Raw genomic sequence first — 23449 nt, 5'->3', positions numbered from 1 at the left:
CATTTTTTGAACATGATCATTTTTATATATATTACCAGATTGATATCGTATTAACCATACCTTTTTACTAAGGATTAAACAAAACGTTAATTTTTATTCTTTGGAAGCCATGCACGGCTGCGTAATTTTTTTAACTATCCTCTTCCTTCATGGTAAAATGGTTCTTGATGATAAGTGAAGGTGGCGTTATTATGCAAGCAATTATACAAGAAACAGAAAGCTTTGTACGAGAACTTCTTGGAGAAGATTGTACAGGCCATGATTGGTATCATATTGAACGGGTTCGCAGAAATGCTTTAAATATATGTGAAAAGGAAAAAAAAGGTGACCGATTTATTATTGAAATGGCAGCCTTGCTTCATGACGTTCCTGATGAAAAGCTAAACGCTTCTAAAGAAGAAGGGGAGAGAAAATTATTCGAATTTCTTGAAACTCTTGAACTTGAACAAAAAGCTCGAGATCAAATTATCGAGATTATTGAAACCATTTCTTTTAAAGGCGGAAAAAAATCAGAATTAACGAGTATTGAAGCCGAAATTGTCCAGGATGCTGACAGATTAGATGCAATCGGTGCGATCGGAATTGCGAGAACCTGTGCGTACGGCGGAAAGAAGGGCCAGCCCATTTATTCCCCTGATTTTCAGGTGAGAGAGACAATGAGTGAAGAGGAATATCGCAAAGGGAAGTCATCGTCCATTCATCACTTTTACGAAAAGCTGCTAAAGCTGAAAGGCTTGATGAATACGGAAACTGCAAAAGAATTAGCGGAAAAACGCCATCAATTGATGGAAAACTATCTAGAAGAATTTTTTAATGAATGGAATGGTCAATCATGAAAATGATTTCAGTTGAAAATATTACAAAGACGTATGGGGAGAAAGAGCTTTTTAACGATATCTCGTTTACCATATCGGAAAAAGACAGGGTAGGCTTAATCGGTGTAAATGGGACAGGGAAGTCATCCCTATTGAAAATTGTTGCAGGAGTAGATTTGTCTGATTCTGGAGAAATCGTGGCGCCAAAGGACTATACGATTTCTTATTCTGAACAAGAGCCTGATTTGGACCATCAAATGACTGTTTTAGATCAAGTCTTTGCCGGTGATGCCCCAGTTCTTGTTTTGCTAAGAGAATATGAGCAGGCCCTAGTCCAAATGAACATTGACCCTGAAAATCAAGTTTTTCAAGAAAAACTATTTGATCTGCAGAAGAGAATGGATGCATTGAATGCTTGGGATGCAAGCACAAATGCAAAATCTATTTTAACGAAGCTTGGAATTGAAGACTTTAATAAAAAAATTGGAGAGCTTTCTGGCGGACAAAAGAAAAGGGTTTCTCTTGCACAAAGCTTAATTCAGTCTCCAGATTTGCTTATTCTTGATGAGCCTACAAACCATCTTGATTATGATTCCGTCAAATGGCTTGAAGAATATTTAGGCAGATATCAAGGCGCACTTTTGTTAGTTACCCATGATCGTTATTTTCTTGATCGAGTAACGAACAGAATGTTTGAGCTGGAGGGCGGAAAGCTTTATAGCTATAAAGGGAATTATGCGGCCTTCTTAGAAGCGAAAGCGATTCGCGAAGAAAATGACGCGGCAACCATTGAAAAGCAAAAAAATCTATATAGAAGAGAATTAGAATGGATTAGAAGGGGAGCAAAAGCGCGCACAACGAAGCAAAAAGCGAGAATACAGAGATTTGAAAGCTTAGATAACGAGCTTGCTTCTGTGAAATCGTCCGAAAAACTCGACATGTCATTAAGCGGCAGCCGGCTCGGAAAGCAGGTTTTTGAATTGAAATCTGCCACAAAGAAATATGGAGATCAAGTCATCTTAAATGATTTTGATTTGCTCGTGAAGCCAGGAGATCGGATGGGCATTATCGGTAAAAATGGCTCTGGAAAATCAACACTTATGAACGTTCTTGCTGGAAAAATCCCTTTAGATTCTGGCGAGGTCATTATCGGCCAGACCGTGAAAATCGCTTATTATACACAGGAAAGCGAAGATATGGATGATAATAAGCGCATGATTGAATATTTAAAGGAAACGGCAGAAGTTGTTGAAACCTCGGATGGGAAGACGATTTCCGCAGCACAAATGCTGGAAAGATTTTTATTTCCTTCTTATACTCATGGGACACCAATCAGAAAGCTCTCTGGAGGAGAAAAACGCCGGTTATATTTATTGAAAATTTTAATGTCTGAGCCAAATGTTCTGCTGCTTGATGAACCGACAAATAATCTTGATACCCAAACTTTAACGGTTTTAGAGGATTATCTTGAAGATTTTCCAGGTGTTGTCATCACTGTATCCCATGATCGTTATTTCCTCGACAAAGTCGCTGATCAGCTGCTCATCTTAAATGGGAATGGGTTTATCGGTTCCTTCTATGGGAATTACACTGAATATCTAGAAAAGGAAGCGGAGAAATCCAATATCCAAGTAAAAGCGGCAGCACAAGTAGTGAAGGAAAGGGAAAAACCGAAGAAGAAAAAGCTTAGTTATAATGAGCAAAGAGAATGGGACGGAATTGATGAGAAAATCGCTGAAGTTGAAGCCCGGATTGAACAAATTGCTGAAGAAATGGCAAACACGGGCAGCGATTTTGAAAAAGCACAAAAACTCATGGATGAGGAAGCAGAATTAAACGAAAAACTTGAACATTTGATTGAGCGCTGGACATATCTTTCTGAGCTTGTAGAATAATCATCTATTTTTAACACGATAAAGGCATCTCCAGCTAAGTTCCAAGCTTGCAAATGCCTACTTTATCACCACTTTATGTTAATATTAGTGTAGTTAAGATGCTGATTATAGTGTAAAGGGTGATTTTGCCGTGAAGATATTATCAATAGAACCCACTCCAAGTCCGAATACGATGAAGGTTATTTTGGATGAAGAGCTGCCAATGGGGAAAAGCAATAATTATAAAAAGGAAAACAGTGAGGGTGCACCAAAGATTATTCAACAGATACTTATTATTGATGGAGTGAAAGGTGTATATCATGTAGCAGACTTTTTAGCGGTGGAAAGAAACGCTAAATATGATTGGAAGGAAATTCTTCCTCAAGTTAGAGTCGCATTCGGTGAATCGGCAGAAGCTCAAAATGAAGATCGGCCGAAGACGAATGACCATTTTGGTGAAATCAAAGTATTTGTTCAAAAATATAAAGAGATTCCCATGCAAGTGAAGCTGACAGACGGCTCGGAAGAACGACGTTTTGGACTGCCGGAAGTGTTTATGAATGCACTTTCCGAAGCGCAGTCAAAAGAGGATAATGTCGTACTAGTTCGTAAATGGATTGAAGTAGGAGTCCGCTATGGTGAATTTGATCAAGTAGGGAATGAGGTTGTTGAAGAGTTAATGGCAGCCTATCCGGATAGCCGGCTTAATCAATTAGTTGAGCAATCTAAAAGTCCTGAAAAAAGCAATCAAAAGCTTGTACCCAATCGAATTAAAGTGAGTCTAAACGATTTGGATGACAAAGATTGGCGCATCCGTTACCAGAAGCTTGAACAAATGGATGATCCTGAAATATCTGATTTGCCAGTGTTGGAAAAAGCTTTGCAGGATGAAAAGGCTTCTATTAGAAGATTAGCAACCGTTTATTTAGGAATGATTGAAGATGAACAAGTTTTGCCTCTTCTGTATAAGGCTTTGAAAGACAAAACGGTCACTGTCAGAAGAACAGCTGGCGACTGTCTTTCTGATTTAGGCTTTAAAGAAGCCATGCCAGAAATGATGGAAGCATTAACAGATAGCAGCAAGCTTGTCCGCTGGCGTGCAGCGATGTTCCTTTATGAGGCAGGAGATGAAATGGCTATCCCTGCCCTTAAAGCTGCTGAAAATGATCCGGAATTTGAGGTAAGTATGCAAATAAAACTTGCTATCGAAAGAATCGAGCAAGGAGAAGAAGCAAAAGGATCTGTTTGGAAGCAAATGACGGAAGCAAGAAAGAATTAATATTATATATTCGTTCTTTTTGAAAGTTAGCATAGATTATAGTATCGTATCCATATTAATTGATGAACGGGAGATGTTTTTAAGATGTCAATGGCTTATGAAGAATATATGAAGCAAATGGTTAAACCAATGAGACAAGAGCTTGTACAGGCCGGTTTCAAGGAATTATTATCAGCTGAAGAGGTTGAGCAATTCGTGGAAAACGTTGAAGGAACGACACTTGTCGTTGTCAATTCAGTTTGCGGATGTGCAGCAGGGCTTGCTCGTCCAGCAGCAACTCAAGCTGTGCTAAGAACGGAGAAAAAACCTGATCATTTGGTTACTGTTTTTGCTGGGCAGGAAAAAGATGCGACTGCGAAAATGAGAGAATACTTTGACGGATTAGAGCCATCTTCACCATCAATGGCTTTATTAAAAGGGAAAGAAGTGGTTCATTTTATTCATCGTCATGATATTGAAGACCATTCCATGGAAACAATTATGGAAAATCTACTTTCTGCATTTGAAGCTAATTGTTAAATACGGATTGATTAGGATGTCTTTTGACGTCCTTTTCTTTATTAGATACGGGTGACTGAGATGATTATTACAACAGCCGGCAGAACTAATGAAGACATGACTGCCTATGCAATCAGTATAGCAAAGGAATTAGACAGTAAATATATTGAGAGAAAAAAGCGTTCTGTTGCGGCCATTCAAAAGATTGAAAAAGATGATTGTATCGTTGTCGGGAAAGAGAGACTTGAGCTTTACCCGCTCGGTGAAAAGGAGCCATTCTTTTTTCATCCGAATTCAGCCATGTTCAGAATAAAGAGGATAATGAAAGGAGAACATGATCCTTTTATTGAGGCAGCATCCGTATGTTCTGGGAAAACAGTTCTTGATTGCACATTAGGACTTGCATCAGATAGTATAGTGGCAAGCTTCGTAGCAGGTAATAGAGGGAAAGTAACGGGAATAGAAGCAAATCCCTTTTTGGCTTATATGGTTAATAAGGGGCTGAAATCTTGGGATGCGGAGATTCCTGCGATGAATGAAGCTATGAAGCAAATAGAGGTTGTAAATAGGCTTTCCCTATCCTATCTCGAAGGTCTTCCTGATCAGTCCTATGACATTGTTTATTTTGATCCGATGTTTGAAGAGCATATTCTAGAATCTGACGGGATAAAGGCTCTAAGCCGGTTTGCCGTCTACGAGGATATCACTCAGAAATTAATAGACGAGGCATTAAGAGTCGCAAAGGAACGGGTCGTTTTGAAGGATCATTTTCGAAGCTCTAGATTTGAAAAGTTTCATTTTGACGTAAAAATAAGAAAATCCTCCAAGTTTCATTTTGGAGTATTAATTAAAACTTGATGAAATAAGGAAGGAAGTATTTTCACATACTCCCTTCCTTTTCGTTTTGCCATTAATCTGCGATGGCTAAATAAACAAAATACCCTAGCATAAGAAAAATAATGAATGTGATGACAAGTGACAAATCCACAGGAATATCCCCTTTCACTGATATTATTTAAGTTATATGGAATTTTCAGTATACTATTCCCGAAAATAATTGCAACTATACAAGCTTATTACTTGTAATTCTCTTGCTTAGTGAAAATCTAAGCCATAATTTTTATGATTTAAAAAAATTTAAAAACCATTTTTCCTTTTCTACGTAAAAGCAAGTATAATAGAATAATAGCATTGATACCGTAATTAAATAGAGAGGGAAACATGAATGATGAAAATAACAATGGCAGAGAGAATGAATTCTTTTCAGGAAAGTATCTTTTCAGAATTAGCTTATTACAAAAAATTAAAGCTTTCAGAAGGACAAGAGATTGTGGATTTAAGCGTGGGCAGTCCAGATACTCCGCCGCCGTCTGTTGTGACGGAAACGATTGCTGAATTAGCGAAGAACCCTAATCTATATGGTTATACGATGAAAGGGACTGATGATTTTCACGAAGCAGTAGCCGCCTATTATGACCGACGCTTTCGTGTGTCGCTTGATCCAAGGTCAAATGTTTCACTTTTAATGGGGTCTCAGGACGGATTAGTCCATTTCCCAATGGTCCTATGTAATCCTGGTGATTATGTGCTCGTACCTGATCCGGGGTATACTGCATATGAAACAGGGGTTAGTATGGCAGGAGCGAAATTATATCCGATGCCATTAAAAAAGGAAAATCAATTTCTTCCTGACTTTTCCGAAATTCCTGTGGAAATAAGTGAAAAAGCAAAGTTAATGATATTGAATTTTCCAGGGAATCCTGTTCCGGCAATGGGTACGAAAGCTTTCTTTGAAGCGGCAATCGCCTATGCGAAAAAATACAATATCGTTATTTTACACGATTTTGCCTATTCTGAACTTTATTATGATGAACAGCCAATTAGCTTTCTGTCAGTTGACGGAGCGATGGATGTCGGTATTGAAATGAATTCATTATCAAAAAGCTTTAACATGGCTGGCTGCAGAATTGCTTATGCGGCAGGAAATCAAGAAATTATTACGATGCTTGCCAATTTTAAGTCAAATGTGGATTACGGTGTGTTTTTTCCGATACAGGCTGCAGCTGCAAAGGCATTGACAGATGAATCAAATTTCCTAAATGATCTGCGAGCGATCTATAAGAATAGAAGAGATGTTCTAGTGGACGGCTTACGGGAAATTGGCTGGAATGTCAGTGAGCCTAAAGCTTCTATGTTTGTTTGGGCAGAAGTTCCTGCGTCCTTTACGTCAAAGGAATTTGCCATTGAACTAATAAATCGTGCAAATGTAGTCGTCACTCCTGGAAATGCATTTGGATCTTGGGGAGAGGGTTATGTGAGAATTGCTCTTGTACAGTCAGAAGAAAAATTAAAAGAAGCGGTTCGCAATATTAAGCAGTCAGGGATATTAGAAGAAGTTACGAATCAGTAACGGTAGGAGGGTTTAATCTATGCCTCATTGGCTTCGTAAATCACTTGTTGTCATGGTAACCATTTTAACCTTTGGACTGGTTTCACCTTCACAAGCTTTTCTTTATGATGATTCCAATGCAGTAAAAACATCGAAAAAAGATATTTTTGATGCTTCATCGGAAGATAAAAGTGTAATTGATCATTCTGCATTGGCAGATGAATCTGTTGGGTATATTAGTAAAGAGGAATTTATTAGTCACATGCTTATGGAAGCCGAAACCCAATCCTATACGAAGTTTGGGGCAAGGATTAAACCTGTCATTGAAAATGAATTTACTGAGGTCATCTTACCTAATATTGCAAAGGCGATAATAAACGTTGCTGCACAATACCCTGAAGAAGAGTTGGCCAATTTAACAGTAACTGAAAGCCCTGGCAAAGGTCACTCAGAGAAGATTTTTAATATTAGTAATGAAAAGACTAGTGAAGATATTATTCGTTTCCATGTTAGAAGAGATCAGCCTCCACAGCAAGGATATTGGTTTAACTTTCACTACCATACACATCATGACCAATTTCAAACACACCATGAGCTCGGAAGTATTTATTGGGACAAAAATACTCCGCCGAAGTGGATGAGCTAAATAAAACGAAAATTTTTTTAGTATATTGAAACCTTTTTCGAAATGCATCGTAAATAAAACATATTCTTTTTTTTGGAGGTAATAAAATGGCTGTAAGTTTATCAAAAGGGCAAAAAGTAGATTTAACAAAAACGAATCCTGGACTATCAAAAGTGGTTGTAGGCTTAGGATGGGATGTAAATAAATATGATGGCGGGAATGATTTTGACCTGGACTCTTCCGTGTTCCTGCTAGGCGATAATGGAAAAGTAGCATCTGATAGCGACTTTATATTTTATAACAATACGAATGGCGGAAATGGTTCTGTTGTACATACAGGTGATAACCGTACTGGTGCAGGTGATGGCGACGATGAACAGGTTAAAGTTAATTTAGCGAATGTTCCAGCTAATGTGCAGCGCATCACATTCACAATTACCATTCATGATGGAGAAGCTCGCAATCAAAACTTTGGCCAGGTTTCCAATGCTTATGCTCGGATTATAAGCGAAGATTCCGGCGAGGAGCTAATCCGCTATGATTTAGGGGAAGACTTCTCAATAGAAACAGCCATTGTAGTGGGTGAATTATACAGACATAATGGCGAATGGAAATTTAATGCAATTGGAAGCGGCTATCAAGGCGGCCTAGCTGCATTAGCAAAAGATTTCGGATTGCAGGTTGGCTAATGCAAGATCGTAATTATTAGTGAAATTTTCCATTGGATATGCTGGCAGTTCATTCCTTTTGCTAATAGGCTGTATACTGCATATCCTCTTATCAGTTAAAATGTGAATAATCCTACACACAAAAACTAGACATTTTCGGGAGGAACAATCAAGAATGACGATATTAGAAGGTATATTACACACTTATTCCCAGTTTTTTAATTGGGAAATGTGGGTTCAAGTTTTATCAGACCCAGTTAGCTGGGGATTAATAGGAACACTTGTTATTTTAGAAGGGCTTTTATCGGCAGATAATGCGCTCGTTCTTGCAGTAATGGTAAAGCATTTACCTGAGAAACAACGGAAGAAAGCACTTTTTTATGGTTTATTAGGGGCTTATGTTTTCCGCTTTATCGCAATCGGTATTGGCGTTTTCTTAATCAAGCTATGGTGGGTAAAAATATTAGGAGCCGGATATCTTGCTTGGCTAGCTATTAAATACTTTATTGACAAGAAGAAAGAAGCCGAAGCAGATGAAGATGAAATTGAAGGAATGAATCAAAGCGGATTATTAATTCGTCTCTTTGGAACATTTTGGGGAACTGTAGTTGCAGTTGAATTAATGGATATCGCTTTCTCTGTTGACAGTGTATTAGCTGCATTCGGAGTCAGTCAGGAAATCTGGGTATTATTATTAGGCGGTATGCTTGGCGTCTTAATGATGCGTGGAATTGCAGGTGTATTCCTAAAGCTTATTGACCGAGTACCAGAACTTGAAACATCAGCATATGTTCTAATTCTAATCATCTCTGTTAAAATGCTATTGGGTGTAGCTGGCATTCATATACACCATGTTGTTTTCTTTATCATCTTATTAATCACATTTGCAGCAACTTTCGTTATTCACTTCATGAACAAAAAGAAGGCTGCAGCTGCTGGTGAATAATAGATTACTATATAAACTCTAGGGAACAGACAAATGTCCGCTCCCTTTCTTTTTACCTATTTTAAGTTTGTTAATTAATTGGAAACGGAGCAAACAGGGATGAGATTATTTACAAACCTTAGCGATTTTCATTGCAATGAAATCTTTTATAAAAAGCCTCAAGAGTTTACACGAAATTCTAGGAAAGACATCCTATCTAATGCGCTGGGGGCAACGCTTTATATGCCGGCAACCCGTCCAAATATTCATCAGGACCTCCTAACGAAAAAACATTCAGGGTTGACCTCCATGGTTATTTGCTTAGAGGATGCAATCGGAGACGAGGAAGTAGAACTTGCTGAGCTTATGCTTATACAGGAACTAAGAAATTTAAAAGAAGATATGGAGAAAGGTCTTTTAATAGAGGATGACCTGCCATTAATGTTTATCCGTATTCGCAGTTATGAACAGCTAAAGCGATTAATTAATCGTATTGAAAAAGGTTTGGATTTATTAACGGGCATCGTCATACCGAAATTTTCTCCCGATAAGGACAAGCTAGTTTTAGAGGAAATCAGAAGGCTTAATGATGCAGGCCATCGACTGTTTGCACTTCCGATATTAGAAACGAAAAAGGTTATTGAAAAAGAAACAAGACTTGATGAGCTAATGGCTATAAAATATTTAGTAGACCAATATGAGGATCTCATTCTAAATATACGAATCGGGGCCACTGATTTTTGCGGATTATATGGCATACGCAGAAATTCGGATACGACTGTATATGATATTGCCGTTATTCGCGATTGCATTTCTGATATCGTTAATATTTTCTTGCGCTCTGATCATCCCTATGTAATTTCAGGCCCTGTATGGGAGTATTTCTCTTCAAAGGAAAGGATGTTAAAGCCCCAATTAAGACAGACACCTTTTCGTGAGAAATTTGGTCAGGATGGCATTCATTTTCGCTCAGAATTAATTGATAAACATATGGACGGGCTGATCAGAGAAATATTGATGGATATTACGAATGGTTTGACAGGTAAAACAATCATTCACCCTACCCATATTAGACCGGTACAGGCATTAAATACAGTATCATTCGAAGAATACCTTGACGCAAAGAATATTATTGATAAGGCTGATGGGAAAATCGGTGTGATGAAAAGTAAGTTCTCTAATAAAATGAATGAAATTAAACCACATTACTATTGGGCGCAAAAAATTCTATTAAAATCTGAAGTTTACGGGGTGCTAAATGAAGAATACACTTACATCGACTTGCTCACAAACGAAATTTACGCTTCCGATCCTCAACCGGTTAAGCGTTGAAATTGAGATAACTGACAATCCATATGAGCTGCCACTCGATGAATTGTTTATTATGGCAGCAAGAATTAATAAAAAGCGATCCTTTTTATTTGTTAGCAAGGTTTTAGGAAAGCATACCCCTATTGAGCCCAGAATGGGAATGTTGATAGGGGCATTGTTGGCAAATCGTTATTTAGAGATGGCAGATCGTGAAAAAACAGGATTAAGGGAAAAGCTAGTTTCCTTGTTTAATAATGGTTCAGATCGTTTTGAAGAACAGCCTTTTGTGGATGAACAAATAAATCCAGTGATTATCGGTTTTGCAGAGACGGCAACGGCACTCGGACATGCCTTTTATCAATTTTTCCAAAAAGCAGATTTCTTCCATACAACGAGGGAAAAGCTTGTAGAAATTGAACCTGTTATAACCTTTGAGGAGGAGCATTCCCATGCAACCTCTCACCGTTGTTATATCGATGAATCACTATTAAATAATCAGCGGGAAGTTATCTTGGTCGATGATGAAATGACAACAGGAAAAACGGCCATAAATATTATTCGCTCCATACAAAAACAGTTTCCGCGTGAAAGGTATACAGTTGTGTCAATTTTGGATTGGCGTTCGGAAGAGAATCAGCTTTTATACAAGGAGCTTGAAGAGGAACTAAAAATCACGATTCAATCTGTATGTTTGCTTAAAGGATTCATGAAGGCAATTGGTTCCCCGGATATTGAACATCGAACACCTTCACCACCAAGAGATTCATCCGTTTCCCAAACAGTAGAAAAGATTGTGCTTCACGATATCTTCCCTGAACATACTACAGCTTTTAACTATTCGTCTATATCATTAGAAGGGGAAGTAAAGAGTATTCCTTACGTAAAAGAAACAGGCAGATTCGGAATAAACTCTGAGACAAATCATAAATGGAATCAGTCAATGGAGGGTGTGGGAAGGTATTTAAGTAGTTATCGATCAGGGGGAAGCACGCTTTGCCTTGGAACAGGCGAATTTATGTATATGCCGATGAGGATCGCTTCTTATATGGGTAATGGCGTCAGCTACCATTCTACTACTAGAAGCCCTATTTATGTAGAAAATCGTCAATCGTATGGAGCTGCATTTGGTCTATCATTCCCTAATCCAGATGATTGGAAAGTGAACCAATATGTTTATAATATCCCCCCAAATGTATATGATGATCTGTTTGTATTTTTTGAAAGAGCGGTATCGGAGGAAGAATTGCAGCCATTCCTTAATGAATTGAAAAAGACAAACATTAAAGACATAAAAATAGTATTCTTTAATGGAGGTTTATGAGTTGAATAGTTCAATAAAAAATATAACGAAATTTGGATCATATTCGGAAAATGACGTAATTTTTCTTTTGAAGGATTTAAGCCATTTTCAATTGGAGGGTTCGATTGATAATCGGGAAAAGCAAATTCAGTTAGGTCAGCATTACAGCGAAACATTGCCAATTGAATATCAGCCGCCAGCCAATTATATGGAATTATTTCACGAAACATTGCTTGAATACAAGCTAAAAGTTGCTTTATGCACAGGGATTGCTGCCGAGCAAATTTACGAGTTAAAAGGAGAAAATACTGTTCTAGTATCATTGGCAAGGGCCGGAACTCCTGTCGGGATCTTGATCAAACGCTATATTGAGGGAAAATATCATACAAATTTACCTCATTATAGTGTTTCAATCATCCGCGATAAAGGTTTGGATGAAAATGCTATTCAATATATTTTAGAAAAACATCCGGGTAAAACGATTCAATTTATTGATGGATGGACGGGTAAAGGGGCCATTTCGCTTGAATTAATCAAAGCTTGTAAGAATATCTCGGAGAAATATGGAGTTGTTCTTGATGATAGCCTCGCTGTACTCGCAGATCCAGGGCATTGTTCGACTATTTATGGGACTAGAGAGGATTTCTTAATTCCTAGTGCGTGTTTAAATTCAACAGTTTCTGGATTAGTTAGCCGCACAGTACTAAATAAAGAACTTATAGGTCCCTATGATTTTCACGGAGCAAAATTTTATCAGGATTTAGCTGATTCTGATGTTTCCAATGAGTATTTAGATGTAATTACGAATGAATTTCCCGCTGTTTACGGGGAAGCTGCCAAATCTGCGTCATACCTGCTTAAGCACCATGAGAAGGCAACCTTTCAAGGTATGCAAGATGTGCAGAAAATGCAAGATGAATTTAATATTGAGAATACGAATTATATTAAGCCGGGTGTTGGAGAAACGACAAGGGTTTTATTAAGAAGAGTGCCTTGGAAAATTCTCATGAAGGATATGGAAAGTCCATATGTCAGACATATATTAATGCTTGCAAAAGAAAGAAATGTAGAAATTGTTCATTATCCGGAGATGAGCTATACTTGCTGCGGATTAATTAAAAAGGTAGGAATGCAATAATGAAAATGTTTGCGTCAGATTTAGATCGTACACTTATTTATTCAGAGCGTGCTCTGGCAGACTTTAATCAAACAGAAGTGAGCGATTTAATCGGAGTGGAGAGAAAAGCAGATCAGGAAGTAGCGTTTATGACAAAAAGGTCTGCGGAAGCTCTTCGCCATATTGCAGACCAAATGTTGTTTGTTCCTGTAACGACCAGAACATGGGATCAATTTAATCGAATCTTTATATTTTCGAGCTGCATTCCACTAACATATGCAATTACGTCAAATGGTGCCAATATCATTTATAATGGAGATCCCCTAATTGAATGGCAAAGATTAATTCAGGAGCGTCTGAAAACTGAATCCAAGCCGATCAAGGAAATGGAAGAGGACTTGCAACTATTAAATATACCGGGAACAATAAAAAGGGCGGAAGGATTATTCTTTTATTATATTCTTGAAGAAAACTTAAGCCTGGAAGAAATCATGAACTTGAAACATAAGGCGGCTGAATCTGGCTGGAGAGTTTCATTACAGGGGAGAAAGCTTTATTTTATGCCAAATCCAATAAGCAAAGGCGAAGCCGTTAAGTTTATTAAAGAGCGTGAGGGAATCTTAACCGTTTATGGGGCAGGTGATTCACTGCTAGATCATGATTTCTTAAAAGAATGTGATTTTCCATTTGTTCCATCGCATGGGGAATTGGCCAATGAGAATATTGAGGACGCTCCCTATATATTTACTAATAAAAGAGGAGTAAAGGCTGGGGAAGAAATTTTAACTGAAATATTAAAGGATATATCCAGTTTAACGATTAACGGCTAATCCCCAAGCCACTTTCTTAAAGTCATGTATAAGACTCCTCCAAACATGTATGAAGTAAAAAAGATGATAGAACCCCATACTAATGAGAAATGAAGAGACATCGTCATAAATGTAATCAGTAATGACCAAAAAAACAAATCTACTATTACAAAATATCCCGAACCTAAAACTGTTTCAACTGGCTCTAAATCTGATTCTTGTAAATGGTATTTCGCCCTTCTAAATAGAAATCGCAATTTATTCACCTTCTATTATTCGACGTACTTAAACATATGCAGGGACGAGAAAAAGGGTGAAAGGGTTAAAAGTAAGATGAATTTCATTCGAAGATTTTTTGGAATATAGATGGAATCGTTTTAGAAAACCTCTTCAGGTGTGATATGATGGTAATAACTTTACATATTCATATTTTTTCTGCTTATTAAGAAATTTATACATGCTATTACCATCTTTCGCTAGCAAAGGGAAGGGAAAATAAAATGAATCATTCATATCATCAAATCAAAACGAATTTATTGCCAGTATCAATTGATAACTGGTTGAGTACTTTGAAAAAGCCATTAAAGGAAAGGCCGCAATTTTATATTGAGCAAAGCACTATTCATTTAGCTCAAGTAGTTGCCCGCTTTTTAGGTGTTCCTTTAGATGAAGATGAGTATTATAACCGTCTTTATGATTTAATCCATACAGAGCAGGCTGACCTTATTTTAATAAGCGAAGAGGCACTTGATAAATCAATCGATAATCATCATTTTCAAGCCATCCAAAAGGTGCTGAATATTAACAGGGAGCAAAAGCTGTCAATTAACCGTTTTGTGGCATTTCTTGACGGTGAACAGCTATTATTAAAATCTGATATTCCCTCATTGCACAGGAAAACAAGGGAAGCGATGATTTCGGTAATGCAGATGTTTTCAACAGAGGAGTCTGAAGGGTTAAATAGTCAAGAGTTGAGAAGAGTGCTAGTCGATATCATCAAATGGACGTTTAACCATCTTGGAGAAATTTGGAATCATATCGATCTCGAAAAAGCGATGCCGAAATTTTTATGGTACGGAGAAACGAATAAGAGCCATAAATACTTCCTTTATTACTTAATGGAATTAGGGTGTGATCTTGTTTCTTTCTCGCCATCCGGGAGCGATTGGCTAAATGGCTGGAATGAGGGGCTAGAAGGATCATTTGTATACAGCTATCCTGAGAGAAAGCAGCCAGAGAGATTTCCAACCGAGAAGAGGAGACGCTCGGCTACCGTTGCATACAGGGCTTCAAGAGAGATTGAATCGATATTAAATCATGAAGGGTCAGGTCTTTATAAACCATGGCAGCTTCGGGATTACACGCCGCTATCTGTCACACTGAAAACAACATACGATGAGCTCTTTATTTTAATTAAAGAAAAGGCAATGGTACGGCCCAATTTTGAAGTGAAAAACGGACTAGTCAAAATTCCCTCCATTTTTGCGAAGGTACAAGGTGTAAGTAAAAATCGCAAGGAGTATTGGGACCGCTTACAGTTAATTTCAGAGTTCGACGAGAGTCTTTTAATTAGAAGATTCCCATTTACAAATAATGTGAACAATGATTTTCGTTTTCATTATCGCAATGCCCTCGGTAATGATGGGCTGCTTGATCCCCATAAAATGGTCACGGCCCATTACTGGAAATATCAGCACTTGCCAACGGGGTTACAAAATGGAATAGCGACAGCCATTCGAAATATATGTGCACGTCCATATATTAAACCGATCCATCACGAAAAGGCGGAGGAATTGAAAACCTATTTGTTTACACAAGGCATGCAGATTCCTGCCAGTTTATTGCAGTTGCTGCAAAAGTTTGACTATTCACAGGACGTGCCGAAGCTCATCCTCTATAACAATGAACTCAATGGGACAATGACAAGAACGGATGCAGCATTGTTACTGCTTTTAAATCAATTTGGAATTGACATTGTACTCTACAATCCGCCGGGCCATAATGATTTAGAAAACTTTATCGAGGATGGGTTATATGATGTGCATTGGCTGGAGGATGTTGTCTTTGAACAGGAATTTAAAGAACCCTCCTTGTTAAAAAAGGTAAAAGGAATATTTAAAAATTTAAGGGGAGACTGATGTCATGAATCAATTGCAGCAGACAAATCTAGATCTTACTTTGAATAAAACACAAGAGGATAAGCTTACTGAAGCATCAGCGTCGGAAATTAAGCTTGCTCTTAGAAATGACCCTGAGGTGCAAAATTTAGCTCGGTCTATTGATGAGAGAGATCAAATCCAAATTCTTGAATTCGGGAAAGAGCCTGCTACTCAAATTTCACGCTTCTCTGATCAAATATTAAGTAATATGAGATCAACAAAAGTTGAGGATTCAGGTGAATTATTAAAGCAGCTCGGCAAAATCATGGATAAGTTTGATAAGAAAGACTTCGAAAAGACATCCGGCGGTTTATTTGGAAAGCTTTTCAAAAAAGGCGAAAAGCTGATTGATAAACTGTTTGGAAAATATCAGACGATGGGCCAAGAAATTGATAAGGTATATGTGGAAATATCAAAATATCAAGGTGAAATGGTCGACTCTACAACAATGCTTGATCAAATGTACGAGCAAAACTATCAATACTACTTAACATTGGAAAAATACGCCGTTGCCGGACAAATGAAGATCGATGAGCTGAAAGCGAATCAGCTTCCACCGCTTGAAGCAAGAACGGCTTCAGGTGATCAAATGGCTTCCATGCAGCTAGACACATTAAGAAATGCCATTGATCTAATGGAACAAAGAGTATACGACTTGGAGATGGCAAAAATGGTCTCACTCCAAACTGCACCGCAGATTCGTTTATTACAAAGAGGAAACACAAAGCTCATCGGAAAGATTAATTCTGCATTTGTTACAACGATTCCAATCTTTAAAAACGGATTAATTCAAGCGGTTGCTGCCAAGCGTCAAAAACTAGTAGCAGATTCTATGAATGAGCTTGATAGAAGAACGAATGAAATGCTCCTTCGCAATGCCCAAAATATTTCCTCGCAAAGCGCAGATATTGCTAGACTGGCTGGAGCACCAAGCATTAAGATTGAAACGATTGAGGAATCCTGGAATATTATTATTAAGGGAATGCAGGAAACGAAAGCAATCGAAGAAGAAAACAAACGTATGCGTGCAGAAGGTACAAGAAGACTAGAACAGCTTCAAGATAATTTTAAAAAAATTAAACATCAAGGAAGCTAACCAGCAAGCGCATACTACTTACATGTGCAATATAAAAAATAATAGAAGAAATGCCAAAGATCTAATAATAGATCAAATAATTAATGAGGTGAAAACATGGCAATTAATTTACAAAAAGGTCAACGTGTTGATTTAACAAAAGGAAATCCAGGCTTATCAAAAATTTTGGTAGGACTTGGCTGGGACCCAGTACAAAGCCGCGGCGGCGGTGGATTATTAGGATCACTATTCGGCGGTGGCGGCGGGGCAAATATTGACTGTGATGCTTCCGTAATCATGTTAGGTGACAATGATAAAATTAGAAATAACAGTGACGTCATTTACTTTGGCAATTTAAAAAGCAAAGACGGAAGTGTTCAGCATACAGGAGATAACTTGACAGGTGATGGAGACGGTGATGATGAGCAAATCTTAATCGATTTAAGCCGTGTCCCAGCTCAAGTCAATAAACTTGTATTTGTTGTTAATATTTATGACTGTGTAAAGCGAAAACAGCATTTCGGAATGATCCAAAACGCATTCATTCGTATTGTGAATTCTGCAAATGGACAAGAAATGATTCATTACAATTTGACAGATGATTACAACGGCAAAACATGTTTAGTTGTTGGTGAAATTTACCGTCACGGAGCAGATTGGAAATTCGCTGCAGTCGGAACAGGCACTTCCTCACCTGGCTTAGCTGATATTGTTCGTTCCTATTCTTAAGTTATAGATGGTAATGAGCCCTGGCACTTTTGTCAGGGCTTTTTCAACTTTCTACCCTTTTAAAACTACTTCCAAATTTTTACTAGACTTCGATTATATAATGCTGATAGTTTCGTATGGTATAATTTAAAGAGTTAGATAGTTTAGAAGTTTTCCTTAAGTATTTGGGAAGGGGAGTCTGCGATGAAAAGAATGTTGGCATTGTGTATATTAATGACTCTTACCCTTTCTTTAATGGGCAGTTCGCAGGCGGCAATGGGCGGTATTCAATTGGCGAATTACCCGAATAATTCTCTTCTTCACCAATCCCTTGTTCTCCAATCTCCAAGTTTAATCGGAAGTATTATTATCCTTCCGATTGACCCATTCGATGAGCTTAAAGCAGCTGAAATTATCGAAAGGGTTGACCATTTACCTTATTTTCTGTTGAAAAAAATAGCTAAAGAGGATATTAAACTAAAGCTCTTTGTCGGCAAATTAACGGACAATCCAACAGCCCAATATTTATCCGGGGTAATTCCGAGAGGGTACAAAAGTCAAACGACTTGGGATGACGTACCAGGAATCGGCGGATCAAAAACCGTTTTAGTGAAGATTGGTTCTAGTGAAAAAGGAAAGGGCCATGGCTCTGTGAATTTAGAGCTGCATGAGCTTGCCCATTCGATAGATAAATTTGTTTATAATGGAATCCGCTACAATCAAAAATTTCTTTCTGCCTGGAAGCTTGAAAGTCCAAGGTTATTTCCCAATCAAGACTATTTTTTGACCTTTCCTGAGGAGTATTTTGCAGAGGCCTTTGCTTATTTTTATTTGGATAGTGAATCAAACAGGCTTTTAAAAGATAAAGCACCGGAAACCTATCAATTTATAAAAGATTTAAATTAGGAAAAAGTGATCGTTTGTTATAGATGATCGTTTGTTATAGAATAGTAACCATGTATGAATAGAAAAGGTTGGATGTTAATGAAACAATATTTAGAGCTTTGCAGGCATGTGCTTGAAAATGGAGTCAAACAAGAAGACAGAACGGGAACAGGAACAATTTCCGTGTTTGGTTATCAAATGCGTTTTGATTTAAGCGAAGGTTTTCCGCTTTTAACAACTAAGCGTGTTCCTTTTCGATTGGTAGCTAGTGAGCTTATTTGGTTTATAAAAGGAGATACAAATATTCGCTATCTTTTACAGCAAAATAATAATATTTGGAATGAATGGGCTTTCAAAAATTGGATTGAAAGCTCAGATTATAATGGTCCGGATATGACAAACTTTGGTTTAAGAGCTTTAGAAGATAAAGAATTTGAACTGCATTATAAGGAACAAATGGAAATTTTTAAAAGCAGAATTCTTGAAGATGTAGAGTTTGCCAATAAATATGGGGAATTAGGTGATATTTACGGCAAACAATGGAGAGCTTGGAAATCTCCTACAGGGGAAACGATTGACCAGCTCAAAAATGTGGTAGAAGATATCAAGTCTAACCCAAACTCCAGAAGACATATTATCAGTGGATGGAGCGTCCATGACATTAAAAACATGTCGCTACCTCCATGCCATACGATGTTTCAATTCTATGTTTCGGAAGGAAAACTATCCTGTCAACTCTACCAAAGAAGTGGAGATGTTTTTTTAGGCATTCCGTTTAATATCGCCAGTTATGCTTTGCTGACACACTTAATTGCTCATGAATGCGGTTTAGGTGTAGGTGATTTTGTTCATACACTTGGGGATGCACATATTTACCTCAATCATATTGAGCAAGTAGAGACGCTAATGGCGAGAGAGCCAAGAGAGTTACCGAAATTAATCATAAGTCCTAATGTAGACTCTATTTTTGACGTTGAAATGGAAGATATAAAGATTGAAGGCTATGACCCTCATCCACCAATCAAAGCTCCTGTTGCGGTATAAGAAAGGTTGAGACATTATGTTATCATTAATTGTTGCTCATGACAGAAATAAATTAATCGGCAAAGAGAATCAATTGCCATGGCATCTTCCGAATGACTTAGCTTTTTTCAAGAAGACTACGATGGGCAAGACAATGATAATGGGGAGAAACACCTTTGAATCAATTGGTAAACCTCTTCCGGGCCGGAAATCAATTGTCTTAACACGCCAAAACAACTTTAAGTTTGAAGGTGTCGAGATCATTAATGATTTAGACAGTTTGAGAAAGTTTCAAGAGTTGGATGATGAATACTTAATTATTGGCGGGGAAGAAATATTTAAGCAAACATTGCCTCTTATAGATAAGATGTACGTTACTTATATTGATGAAGCTTTTGAGGGAGACACCTTTTTTCCTGAAGTGAACGAAAATGAATGGAATTTGATTTCAGAAGAAAAAGGGATGAAAGATTCAAAGAATCCATATGATTACTACTTTAGAACATATGTAAGGAAATAATATAAAAAAGAGCATTAGACATTATTAATATAGTGTCTAATGCTCTTTTTATACTTTTTTGCGCGATTGTCAAAAACTCAACTAGCTTGGCGGACACTAGTTCCGTTAATTGCACGAAAATGGGTTTATTTCATCTGTTTGCGGACACAGGTTCTGCAATTAATTCCTACACATCAACGTTGACTAAATAATCCGTCAATTTTTTGACCATTGCCTGAAATTCCATTGGATCGCAAAATTCATCAGCGGAGAAATTACATTTAACCCATAGAATGAGCTCGTTGGGAGTGTTGAAAAATTCCCCGCTCGAATCGCTCTTCTTGATCATATACCGCCCGTTATCCTCATCTAACGTCACTTCTACAGGCAATGCACAATCAAGGCTGCATAATGAAAACTCCATTTGCCCCACCCCCTATTAATCATACCAAATTCAGTAAATCAGAAATAATCGATACCATCCTCATATGAAAAAAATTTACTTTGGTTATTATATGATGAATTTCAAGATTGCTATTCAATTAATATCGGAAAAATAAAAAAATTTAATATATATGGGTTGTAATCACGTATACAAGTGGTATAATAGAAAAATTAAATCGTAATAAGTGAAGGTGACAATATGGAACAGAAAGTTTTGAAGAAAAAATGGGTGCAATTGGAGGATATTCTTATTGCATACCAACAGCTGAAGGATATCGTCGCCCATACACCATTGCAAAGAAATGAGCGTCTATCTGAAAAATATCAGTGTAATGTGTTTTTGAAAAGGGAAGATTTGCAGCACATCCGATCATTTAAGCTTAGAGGCGCTTACTATTCAGTTAAGTCATTAAGTGAAGAAGAAACAAAAAATGGTGTTGTGTGTGCAAGTGCGGGCAATCATGCTCAAGGTGTAGCATACGCATGCAGACATTTAGGTGTTCAAGGGAAAATATTCATGCCGACAACGACACCGCGTCAAAAGGTGAGCCAGGTAGAAATGTTTGGCCGCGGCTTTGTTGATATCATCTTAGTTGGTGATACATTTGATGATTCTTATGCAGAAGCCAATAAATGTGCAGAAGAAGAAAACCGGACCTTTATCCATCCTTTTGACGATGAAAGGGTCATAGCTGGACAAGGGACTGTGGCAGTTGAAATATTGAATGACAGCGAGGAGCCAATCGATTTTGTCTTTGCTAGTATTGGCGGGGGCGGATTGATGTCTGGGATAAGTACTTACATAAAAAGTATTTCTCCTAAAACGAAAATGATTGGTGTTGAGCCTGAAGGTGCAGCATCTATGAATGAATCTATTAAGAATAAATCTGTAACTCTACTAGATGATATTGATAAATTTGTTGACGGGGCTGCCGTCAAAGGTGTCGGAGAAAAAACTTTTGACATTTGCGAAGAATTTGTTGATGATATTCTACTCGTGCCTGAAGGGAAAGTATGTACAACGATTCTGGAATTATATAATGAACATGCGATTATTGCAGAGCCTGCAGGCGCTTTGCCAATTGCTTCACTTGATTTCTATAAGGACCAAATTAAAGGGAAGAATATTGTTTGTGTCATTAGCGGAGGAAATAATGATTTCGGCAGAATGCAGGAGATGAAGGAAAGATCCCTCTTGTATGAAGGATTGCTATATTACTTTATTGTTAATTTTCCACAGCGTGCGGGTGCTTTGCGCGAGTTCCTTGATGAGGTGCTTGGGCCTAATGATGATATCACAAGATTTGAATATACGAAAAAGAATAATAAGGATAATGGTCCTGCTCTAGTAGGCATTGAGCTGCAGAATAAAGAGGATTATCCTGGTTTAATCCAAAGAATGAATAAAAAAGGTTTTGCCTATACAGACATTAATAAAGACAGTAATCTTTTCCATTTACTTGTTTAAAATAGCATCCAATATTATAATGAAATTGGTAAACAGATTTATAAGCTTTTTATAGTGGCAATAGGTATAGCGTTTTGTGAACTAAATATGAACTTTCTTGATTCTTTACCACAAGCGTTGTAAAAAGCACTATAATTAAATTTAGGTTTATCAGTAAGTTATTTTGAGGAGGATGTTTATGCTTTCAAACATCGGAGTTCCTGGATTAATTCTAATTCTTGTTTTGGCATTAATTATATTTGGCCCAAAAAAATTACCTGAGATCGGCCGTGCTTTCGGTCAAACACTTAGGGAATTTAAGAAGTCTACTCGTGATTTAACAAGTGACGTGATGGAAGAATTAGAGGATGACAAGAAAAAAACGCTTAAATAAGATGGCAAGATGAATGTCTTGCCTTTTTTTCGTCTTTTTGCCGTTATTCCAAACATAGTATTTTCAGGAGAAGAAAATGGAAGATAAAGAACTGAACTTAGTTGAGCATTTGGATGAATTAAGGAAAAGGTTAATTATAACGATAGCAGCCTTTTTAGTTTTCTTTGTAGCAGGTTTCATGTATGTGGAAGAAATTTATCATTGGTTTGTCCGCGACCTTGATGTGAAACTTATTGTACTTGGTCCAAGTGATATTATCTGGGTTTACTTTATGATTGCATCTGTTGTTGCCATTGCAGCGACAATCCCGGTTTTAGCTTTGCAAATTTGGCTATTTGTTAAACCAGCTTTAAGTCCGGTAGAAAGAAGAATTTCACTCTCATATATTCCTGCCTTATTTATTTTATTTATCGTTGGTCTTTGTTTTGGCTATTTTGTTATTTTACCGACAGTGTTGGGCTTTCTAGTTGATTTGGGAGGACAGATGCTGGAAGCGAATTTCACTGCGGAAAAGTATTTTCGGTTTATTATGCATATGACCATGCCATTCGGAGTCTTGTTTGAATTGCCGGTTGTAGTCATGTTCTTGACATCATTAGGAATACTTAACCCATATGCCCTTGCGAAAATTCGAAAATATGCATATTTTGTTCTTATTGTAATTGCAGTTGTTATTTCTCCGCCTGACTTTATGTCAGATTTCCTTGTAGCCATTCCGCTATTATTCTTATATGAAATTAGCATCAACTTATCAAAAATTGTCTATAAGCGCAAATTAAAGAAAGAAAAGCAATTGGAAGAACAAAGTGAATATGAACCTCTAGACGAAAACTAATTTGTGAAAAAATATTTTCATATACACATTTTTAGACACCTTTCGAGACCTAAATTCGTGTATAATATAGTCAAACGGGTAAAAAAGAGGATTGATATTTTGCTATTTAAAAGCCTGGAGTTCAAAAATGCTGTTGGACAGAAGGTTAAGATTACGGAAATTCCTGTATTAGAGAGAAATAGCCCATTTTATTTCATGATTCAAGTCCGTTTGCAAACTTTCATGACATCCATCTTTAAGGATTCCAAGAAAGCAATGAAGAATCACTCTTTTCGAGAGTATTTAAAAAGAGTCCTAAAATGGCCAGTGTATAAGGAACTATTTAAGACTCCAGAGTTAAAGAATAACGCTTGAACTATTTTTGAGTATC

Annotated in this window: 25 protein-coding genes; 23 read left to right on the top strand and 2 right to left on the bottom strand. The window is 37.4% G+C overall.

Features of this window, described 5'->3' with window-relative positions; translation table 11 throughout:
* The first annotated feature begins 191 nt into the window (after positions 1-191).
* The 13 genes from AR328_RS18705 (at position 192) to AR328_RS18645 (ending at position 13631) form a co-directional block, all read left to right on the top strand.
* Positions 192-836 carry an HD domain-containing protein gene (locus tag AR328_RS18705; RefSeq protein WP_197414495.1) on the top strand — a complete coding sequence of 215 codons (645 nt, stop codon included), beginning with the start codon at positions 192-194 and terminating at the stop codon, positions 834-836.
* The gene (locus AR328_RS18700; RefSeq protein ID WP_066299882.1) at positions 833-2710 is read left to right on the top strand and encodes an ABC-F family ATP-binding cassette domain-containing protein; all 1878 of its coding nucleotides are present in this window, start codon (positions 833-835) and stop codon (positions 2708-2710) included. Before AR328_RS18705 ends, AR328_RS18700 begins: the two co-directional genes overlap by 4 nt.
* Positions 2711-2840: 130 nt before the next feature.
* On the top strand, positions 2841-3968 hold the full coding sequence (locus AR328_RS18695) for a conserved virulence factor C family protein (RefSeq protein WP_066299717.1): 1128 nt from the start codon (positions 2841-2843) through the stop codon (positions 3966-3968).
* Positions 3969-4052: 84 nt separating this feature from the next.
* Positions 4053-4487, top strand: coding sequence for a BrxA/BrxB family bacilliredoxin (locus AR328_RS18690; protein ID WP_066299714.1), 435 nt, complete (start codon positions 4053-4055; stop codon positions 4485-4487).
* Positions 4488-4547: 60 nt separating this feature from the next.
* Complete coding sequence (locus tag AR328_RS18685) at positions 4548-5324, top strand: class I SAM-dependent methyltransferase (protein ID WP_066299710.1); 777 nt, start codon at positions 4548-4550, stop codon at positions 5322-5324.
* A 370-nt stretch (positions 5325-5694) separates the two neighbouring features.
* Complete coding sequence (locus AR328_RS18680) at positions 5695-6876, top strand: LL-diaminopimelate aminotransferase (RefSeq protein ID WP_066299875.1); 1182 nt, start codon at positions 5695-5697, stop codon at positions 6874-6876.
* 19 nt (positions 6877-6895) lie between these two features.
* A complete protein-coding gene (locus tag AR328_RS18675; protein WP_066299709.1) occupies positions 6896-7501 on the top strand; it encodes a YpjP family protein in 606 nt (201 codons plus the stop codon).
* Between the two features lie 86 nt (positions 7502-7587).
* Positions 7588-8169 carry a TerD family protein gene (locus AR328_RS18670; protein ID WP_066299707.1) on the top strand — a complete coding sequence of 194 codons (582 nt, stop codon included), beginning with the start codon at positions 7588-7590 and terminating at the stop codon, positions 8167-8169.
* A 154-nt stretch (positions 8170-8323) separates the two neighbouring features.
* The gene (locus AR328_RS18665) at positions 8324-9094 is read left to right on the top strand and encodes a TerC family protein (RefSeq protein ID WP_066299705.1); all 771 of its coding nucleotides are present in this window, start codon (positions 8324-8326) and stop codon (positions 9092-9094) included.
* A 99-nt stretch (positions 9095-9193) separates the two neighbouring features.
* Positions 9194-10405 carry an HpcH/HpaI aldolase/citrate lyase family protein gene (locus AR328_RS18660; RefSeq protein ID WP_066299702.1) on the top strand — a complete coding sequence of 404 codons (1212 nt, stop codon included), beginning with the start codon at positions 9194-9196 and terminating at the stop codon, positions 10403-10405.
* Positions 10332-11705 (top strand): phosphoribosyltransferase family protein, encoded by a 1374-nt coding sequence (locus tag AR328_RS18655; protein WP_066299700.1) that lies wholly within the window; start codon positions 10332-10334, stop codon positions 11703-11705. Before AR328_RS18660 ends, AR328_RS18655 begins: the two co-directional genes overlap by 74 nt.
* A gap of 1 nt (position 11706) precedes the next feature.
* Positions 11707-12822, top strand: coding sequence for a cysteine protease StiP family protein (locus tag AR328_RS18650; RefSeq protein WP_442854465.1), 1116 nt, complete (start codon positions 11707-11709; stop codon positions 12820-12822).
* The gene (locus AR328_RS18645; RefSeq protein WP_066299697.1) at positions 12822-13631 is read left to right on the top strand and encodes an HAD family hydrolase; all 810 of its coding nucleotides are present in this window, start codon (positions 12822-12824) and stop codon (positions 13629-13631) included. Before AR328_RS18650 ends, AR328_RS18645 begins: the two co-directional genes overlap by 1 nt.
* Here AR328_RS18645 and AR328_RS18640 read toward each other — a convergent pair.
* Complete coding sequence (locus tag AR328_RS18640; protein WP_066299695.1) at positions 13628-13867, bottom strand: hypothetical protein; 240 nt, start codon at positions 13865-13867, stop codon at positions 13628-13630. The two genes, AR328_RS18645 and AR328_RS18640, sit on opposite strands and share 4 nt — an antisense overlap.
* 243 nt (positions 13868-14110) lie before the next feature.
* Here AR328_RS18640 and AR328_RS18635 point away from each other — a divergent pair, with 243 nt between their 5' ends.
* The 6 genes from AR328_RS18635 to AR328_RS18610 all read left to right on the top strand — a co-directional run bounded on the left by AR328_RS18635 (position 14111) and on the right by AR328_RS18610 (position 19980).
* Entirely contained in the window at positions 14111-15748 is a 1638-nt protein-coding gene (locus tag AR328_RS18635; RefSeq protein ID WP_066299690.1) for a YceG family protein, read from the top strand.
* Between the two features lie 4 nt (positions 15749-15752).
* Entirely contained in the window at positions 15753-16865 is a 1113-nt protein-coding gene (locus AR328_RS18630; protein ID WP_066299686.1) for a toxic anion resistance protein, read from the top strand.
* Between the two features lie 96 nt (positions 16866-16961).
* Positions 16962-17573: a TerD family protein gene (locus AR328_RS18625; RefSeq protein WP_066299684.1), complete on the top strand. Its 612-nt coding sequence runs from the start codon at positions 16962-16964 to the stop codon at positions 17571-17573.
* 183 nt (positions 17574-17756) lie between these two features.
* Positions 17757-18458, top strand: a complete 702-nt coding sequence (locus AR328_RS18620; RefSeq protein WP_066299683.1) for an anthrax toxin lethal factor-related metalloendopeptidase — start codon at positions 17757-17759, stop codon at positions 18456-18458.
* 72 nt (positions 18459-18530) lie between these two features.
* Positions 18531-19481: a thymidylate synthase gene (locus AR328_RS18615; protein WP_442854466.1), complete on the top strand. Its 951-nt coding sequence runs from the start codon at positions 18531-18533 to the stop codon at positions 19479-19481.
* Positions 19482-19497: 16 nt separating this feature from the next.
* Positions 19498-19980: a dihydrofolate reductase gene (locus AR328_RS18610; protein WP_066299676.1), complete on the top strand. Its 483-nt coding sequence runs from the start codon at positions 19498-19500 to the stop codon at positions 19978-19980.
* A 166-nt stretch (positions 19981-20146) separates the two neighbouring features.
* On the opposite strand, the gene AR328_RS18605 is transcribed toward AR328_RS18610, so the two are convergent.
* Positions 20147-20383, bottom strand: coding sequence for a threonine dehydratase (locus AR328_RS18605; RefSeq protein ID WP_066299674.1), 237 nt, complete (start codon positions 20381-20383; stop codon positions 20147-20149).
* 219 nt (positions 20384-20602) lie between these two features.
* Between AR328_RS18605 and ilvA the strand changes: the two genes are divergently transcribed.
* From ilvA to AR328_RS18585, 4 genes are all read left to right on the top strand, one after another.
* Positions 20603-21871: a threonine ammonia-lyase IlvA gene (gene ilvA / locus AR328_RS18600; protein ID WP_066299670.1), complete on the top strand. Its 1269-nt coding sequence runs from the start codon at positions 20603-20605 to the stop codon at positions 21869-21871.
* A gap of 178 nt (positions 21872-22049) precedes the next feature.
* Entirely contained in the window at positions 22050-22244 is a 195-nt protein-coding gene (locus AR328_RS18595) for a twin-arginine translocase TatA/TatE family subunit (protein ID WP_066299667.1), read from the top strand.
* 76 nt (positions 22245-22320) lie between these two features.
* Positions 22321-23079 (top strand): twin-arginine translocase subunit TatC, encoded by a 759-nt coding sequence (gene tatC / locus AR328_RS18590; protein WP_066299664.1) that lies wholly within the window; start codon positions 22321-22323, stop codon positions 23077-23079.
* 99 nt (positions 23080-23178) lie between these two features.
* On the top strand, positions 23179-23433 hold the full coding sequence (locus AR328_RS18585; protein ID WP_066299658.1) for a DUF2535 family protein: 255 nt from the start codon (positions 23179-23181) through the stop codon (positions 23431-23433).
* Positions 23434-23449: the final 16 nt, after the last annotated feature.

The organism is Bacillus sp. FJAT-29937 (assembly GCF_001509555.1).
Taxonomy (GTDB): Bacteria; Bacillota; Bacilli; order Bacillales; family Cytobacillaceae; genus Cytobacillus.
Note: the sequence above shows the minus strand (reverse complement) of the source record. Positions and strands in the feature narration are given on the sequence as shown.

Coding starts and splice junctions, on each gene's coding strand:
- AR328_RS18705 (WP_197414495.1), top strand. CDS start 192: ATGCAAGCAATTATACAAGAAACAGAAAGCTTTGTACGAGAACTTCTT.
- AR328_RS18700 (WP_066299882.1), top strand. CDS start 833: ATGAAAATGATTTCAGTTGAAAATATTACAAAGACGTATGGGGAGAAA.
- AR328_RS18690 (WP_066299714.1), top strand. CDS start 4,053: ATGTCAATGGCTTATGAAGAATATATGAAGCAAATGGTTAAACCAATG.
- AR328_RS18685 (WP_066299710.1), top strand. CDS start 4,548: ATGATTATTACAACAGCCGGCAGAACTAATGAAGACATGACTGCCTAT.
- AR328_RS18680 (WP_066299875.1), top strand. CDS start 5,695: ATGAAAATAACAATGGCAGAGAGAATGAATTCTTTTCAGGAAAGTATC.
- AR328_RS18675 (WP_066299709.1), top strand. CDS start 6,896: ATGCCTCATTGGCTTCGTAAATCACTTGTTGTCATGGTAACCATTTTA.
- AR328_RS18670 (WP_066299707.1), top strand. CDS start 7,588: ATGGCTGTAAGTTTATCAAAAGGGCAAAAAGTAGATTTAACAAAAACG.
- AR328_RS18665 (WP_066299705.1), top strand. CDS start 8,324: ATGACGATATTAGAAGGTATATTACACACTTATTCCCAGTTTTTTAAT.
- AR328_RS18660 (WP_066299702.1), top strand. CDS start 9,194: ATGAGATTATTTACAAACCTTAGCGATTTTCATTGCAATGAAATCTTT.
- AR328_RS18655 (WP_066299700.1), top strand. CDS start 10,332: ATGAAGAATACACTTACATCGACTTGCTCACAAACGAAATTTACGCTT.
- AR328_RS18645 (WP_066299697.1), top strand. CDS start 12,822: ATGAAAATGTTTGCGTCAGATTTAGATCGTACACTTATTTATTCAGAG.
- AR328_RS18635 (WP_066299690.1), top strand. CDS start 14,111: ATGAATCATTCATATCATCAAATCAAAACGAATTTATTGCCAGTATCA.
- AR328_RS18630 (WP_066299686.1), top strand. CDS start 15,753: ATGAATCAATTGCAGCAGACAAATCTAGATCTTACTTTGAATAAAACA.
- AR328_RS18625 (WP_066299684.1), top strand. CDS start 16,962: ATGGCAATTAATTTACAAAAAGGTCAACGTGTTGATTTAACAAAAGGA.
- AR328_RS18620 (WP_066299683.1), top strand. CDS start 17,757: ATGAAAAGAATGTTGGCATTGTGTATATTAATGACTCTTACCCTTTCT.
- AR328_RS18615 (WP_442854466.1), top strand. CDS start 18,531: ATGTTAATGAAACAATATTTAGAGCTTTGCAGGCATGTGCTTGAAAAT.
- AR328_RS18610 (WP_066299676.1), top strand. CDS start 19,498: ATGTTATCATTAATTGTTGCTCATGACAGAAATAAATTAATCGGCAAA.
- AR328_RS18605 (WP_066299674.1), bottom strand. CDS start 20,383: ATGGAGTTTTCATTATGCAGCCTTGATTGTGCATTGCCTGTAGAAGTG.
- ilvA (WP_066299670.1), top strand. CDS start 20,603: ATGGAACAGAAAGTTTTGAAGAAAAAATGGGTGCAATTGGAGGATATT.
- AR328_RS18595 (WP_066299667.1), top strand. CDS start 22,050: ATGCTTTCAAACATCGGAGTTCCTGGATTAATTCTAATTCTTGTTTTG.
- tatC (WP_066299664.1), top strand. CDS start 22,321: ATGGAAGATAAAGAACTGAACTTAGTTGAGCATTTGGATGAATTAAGG.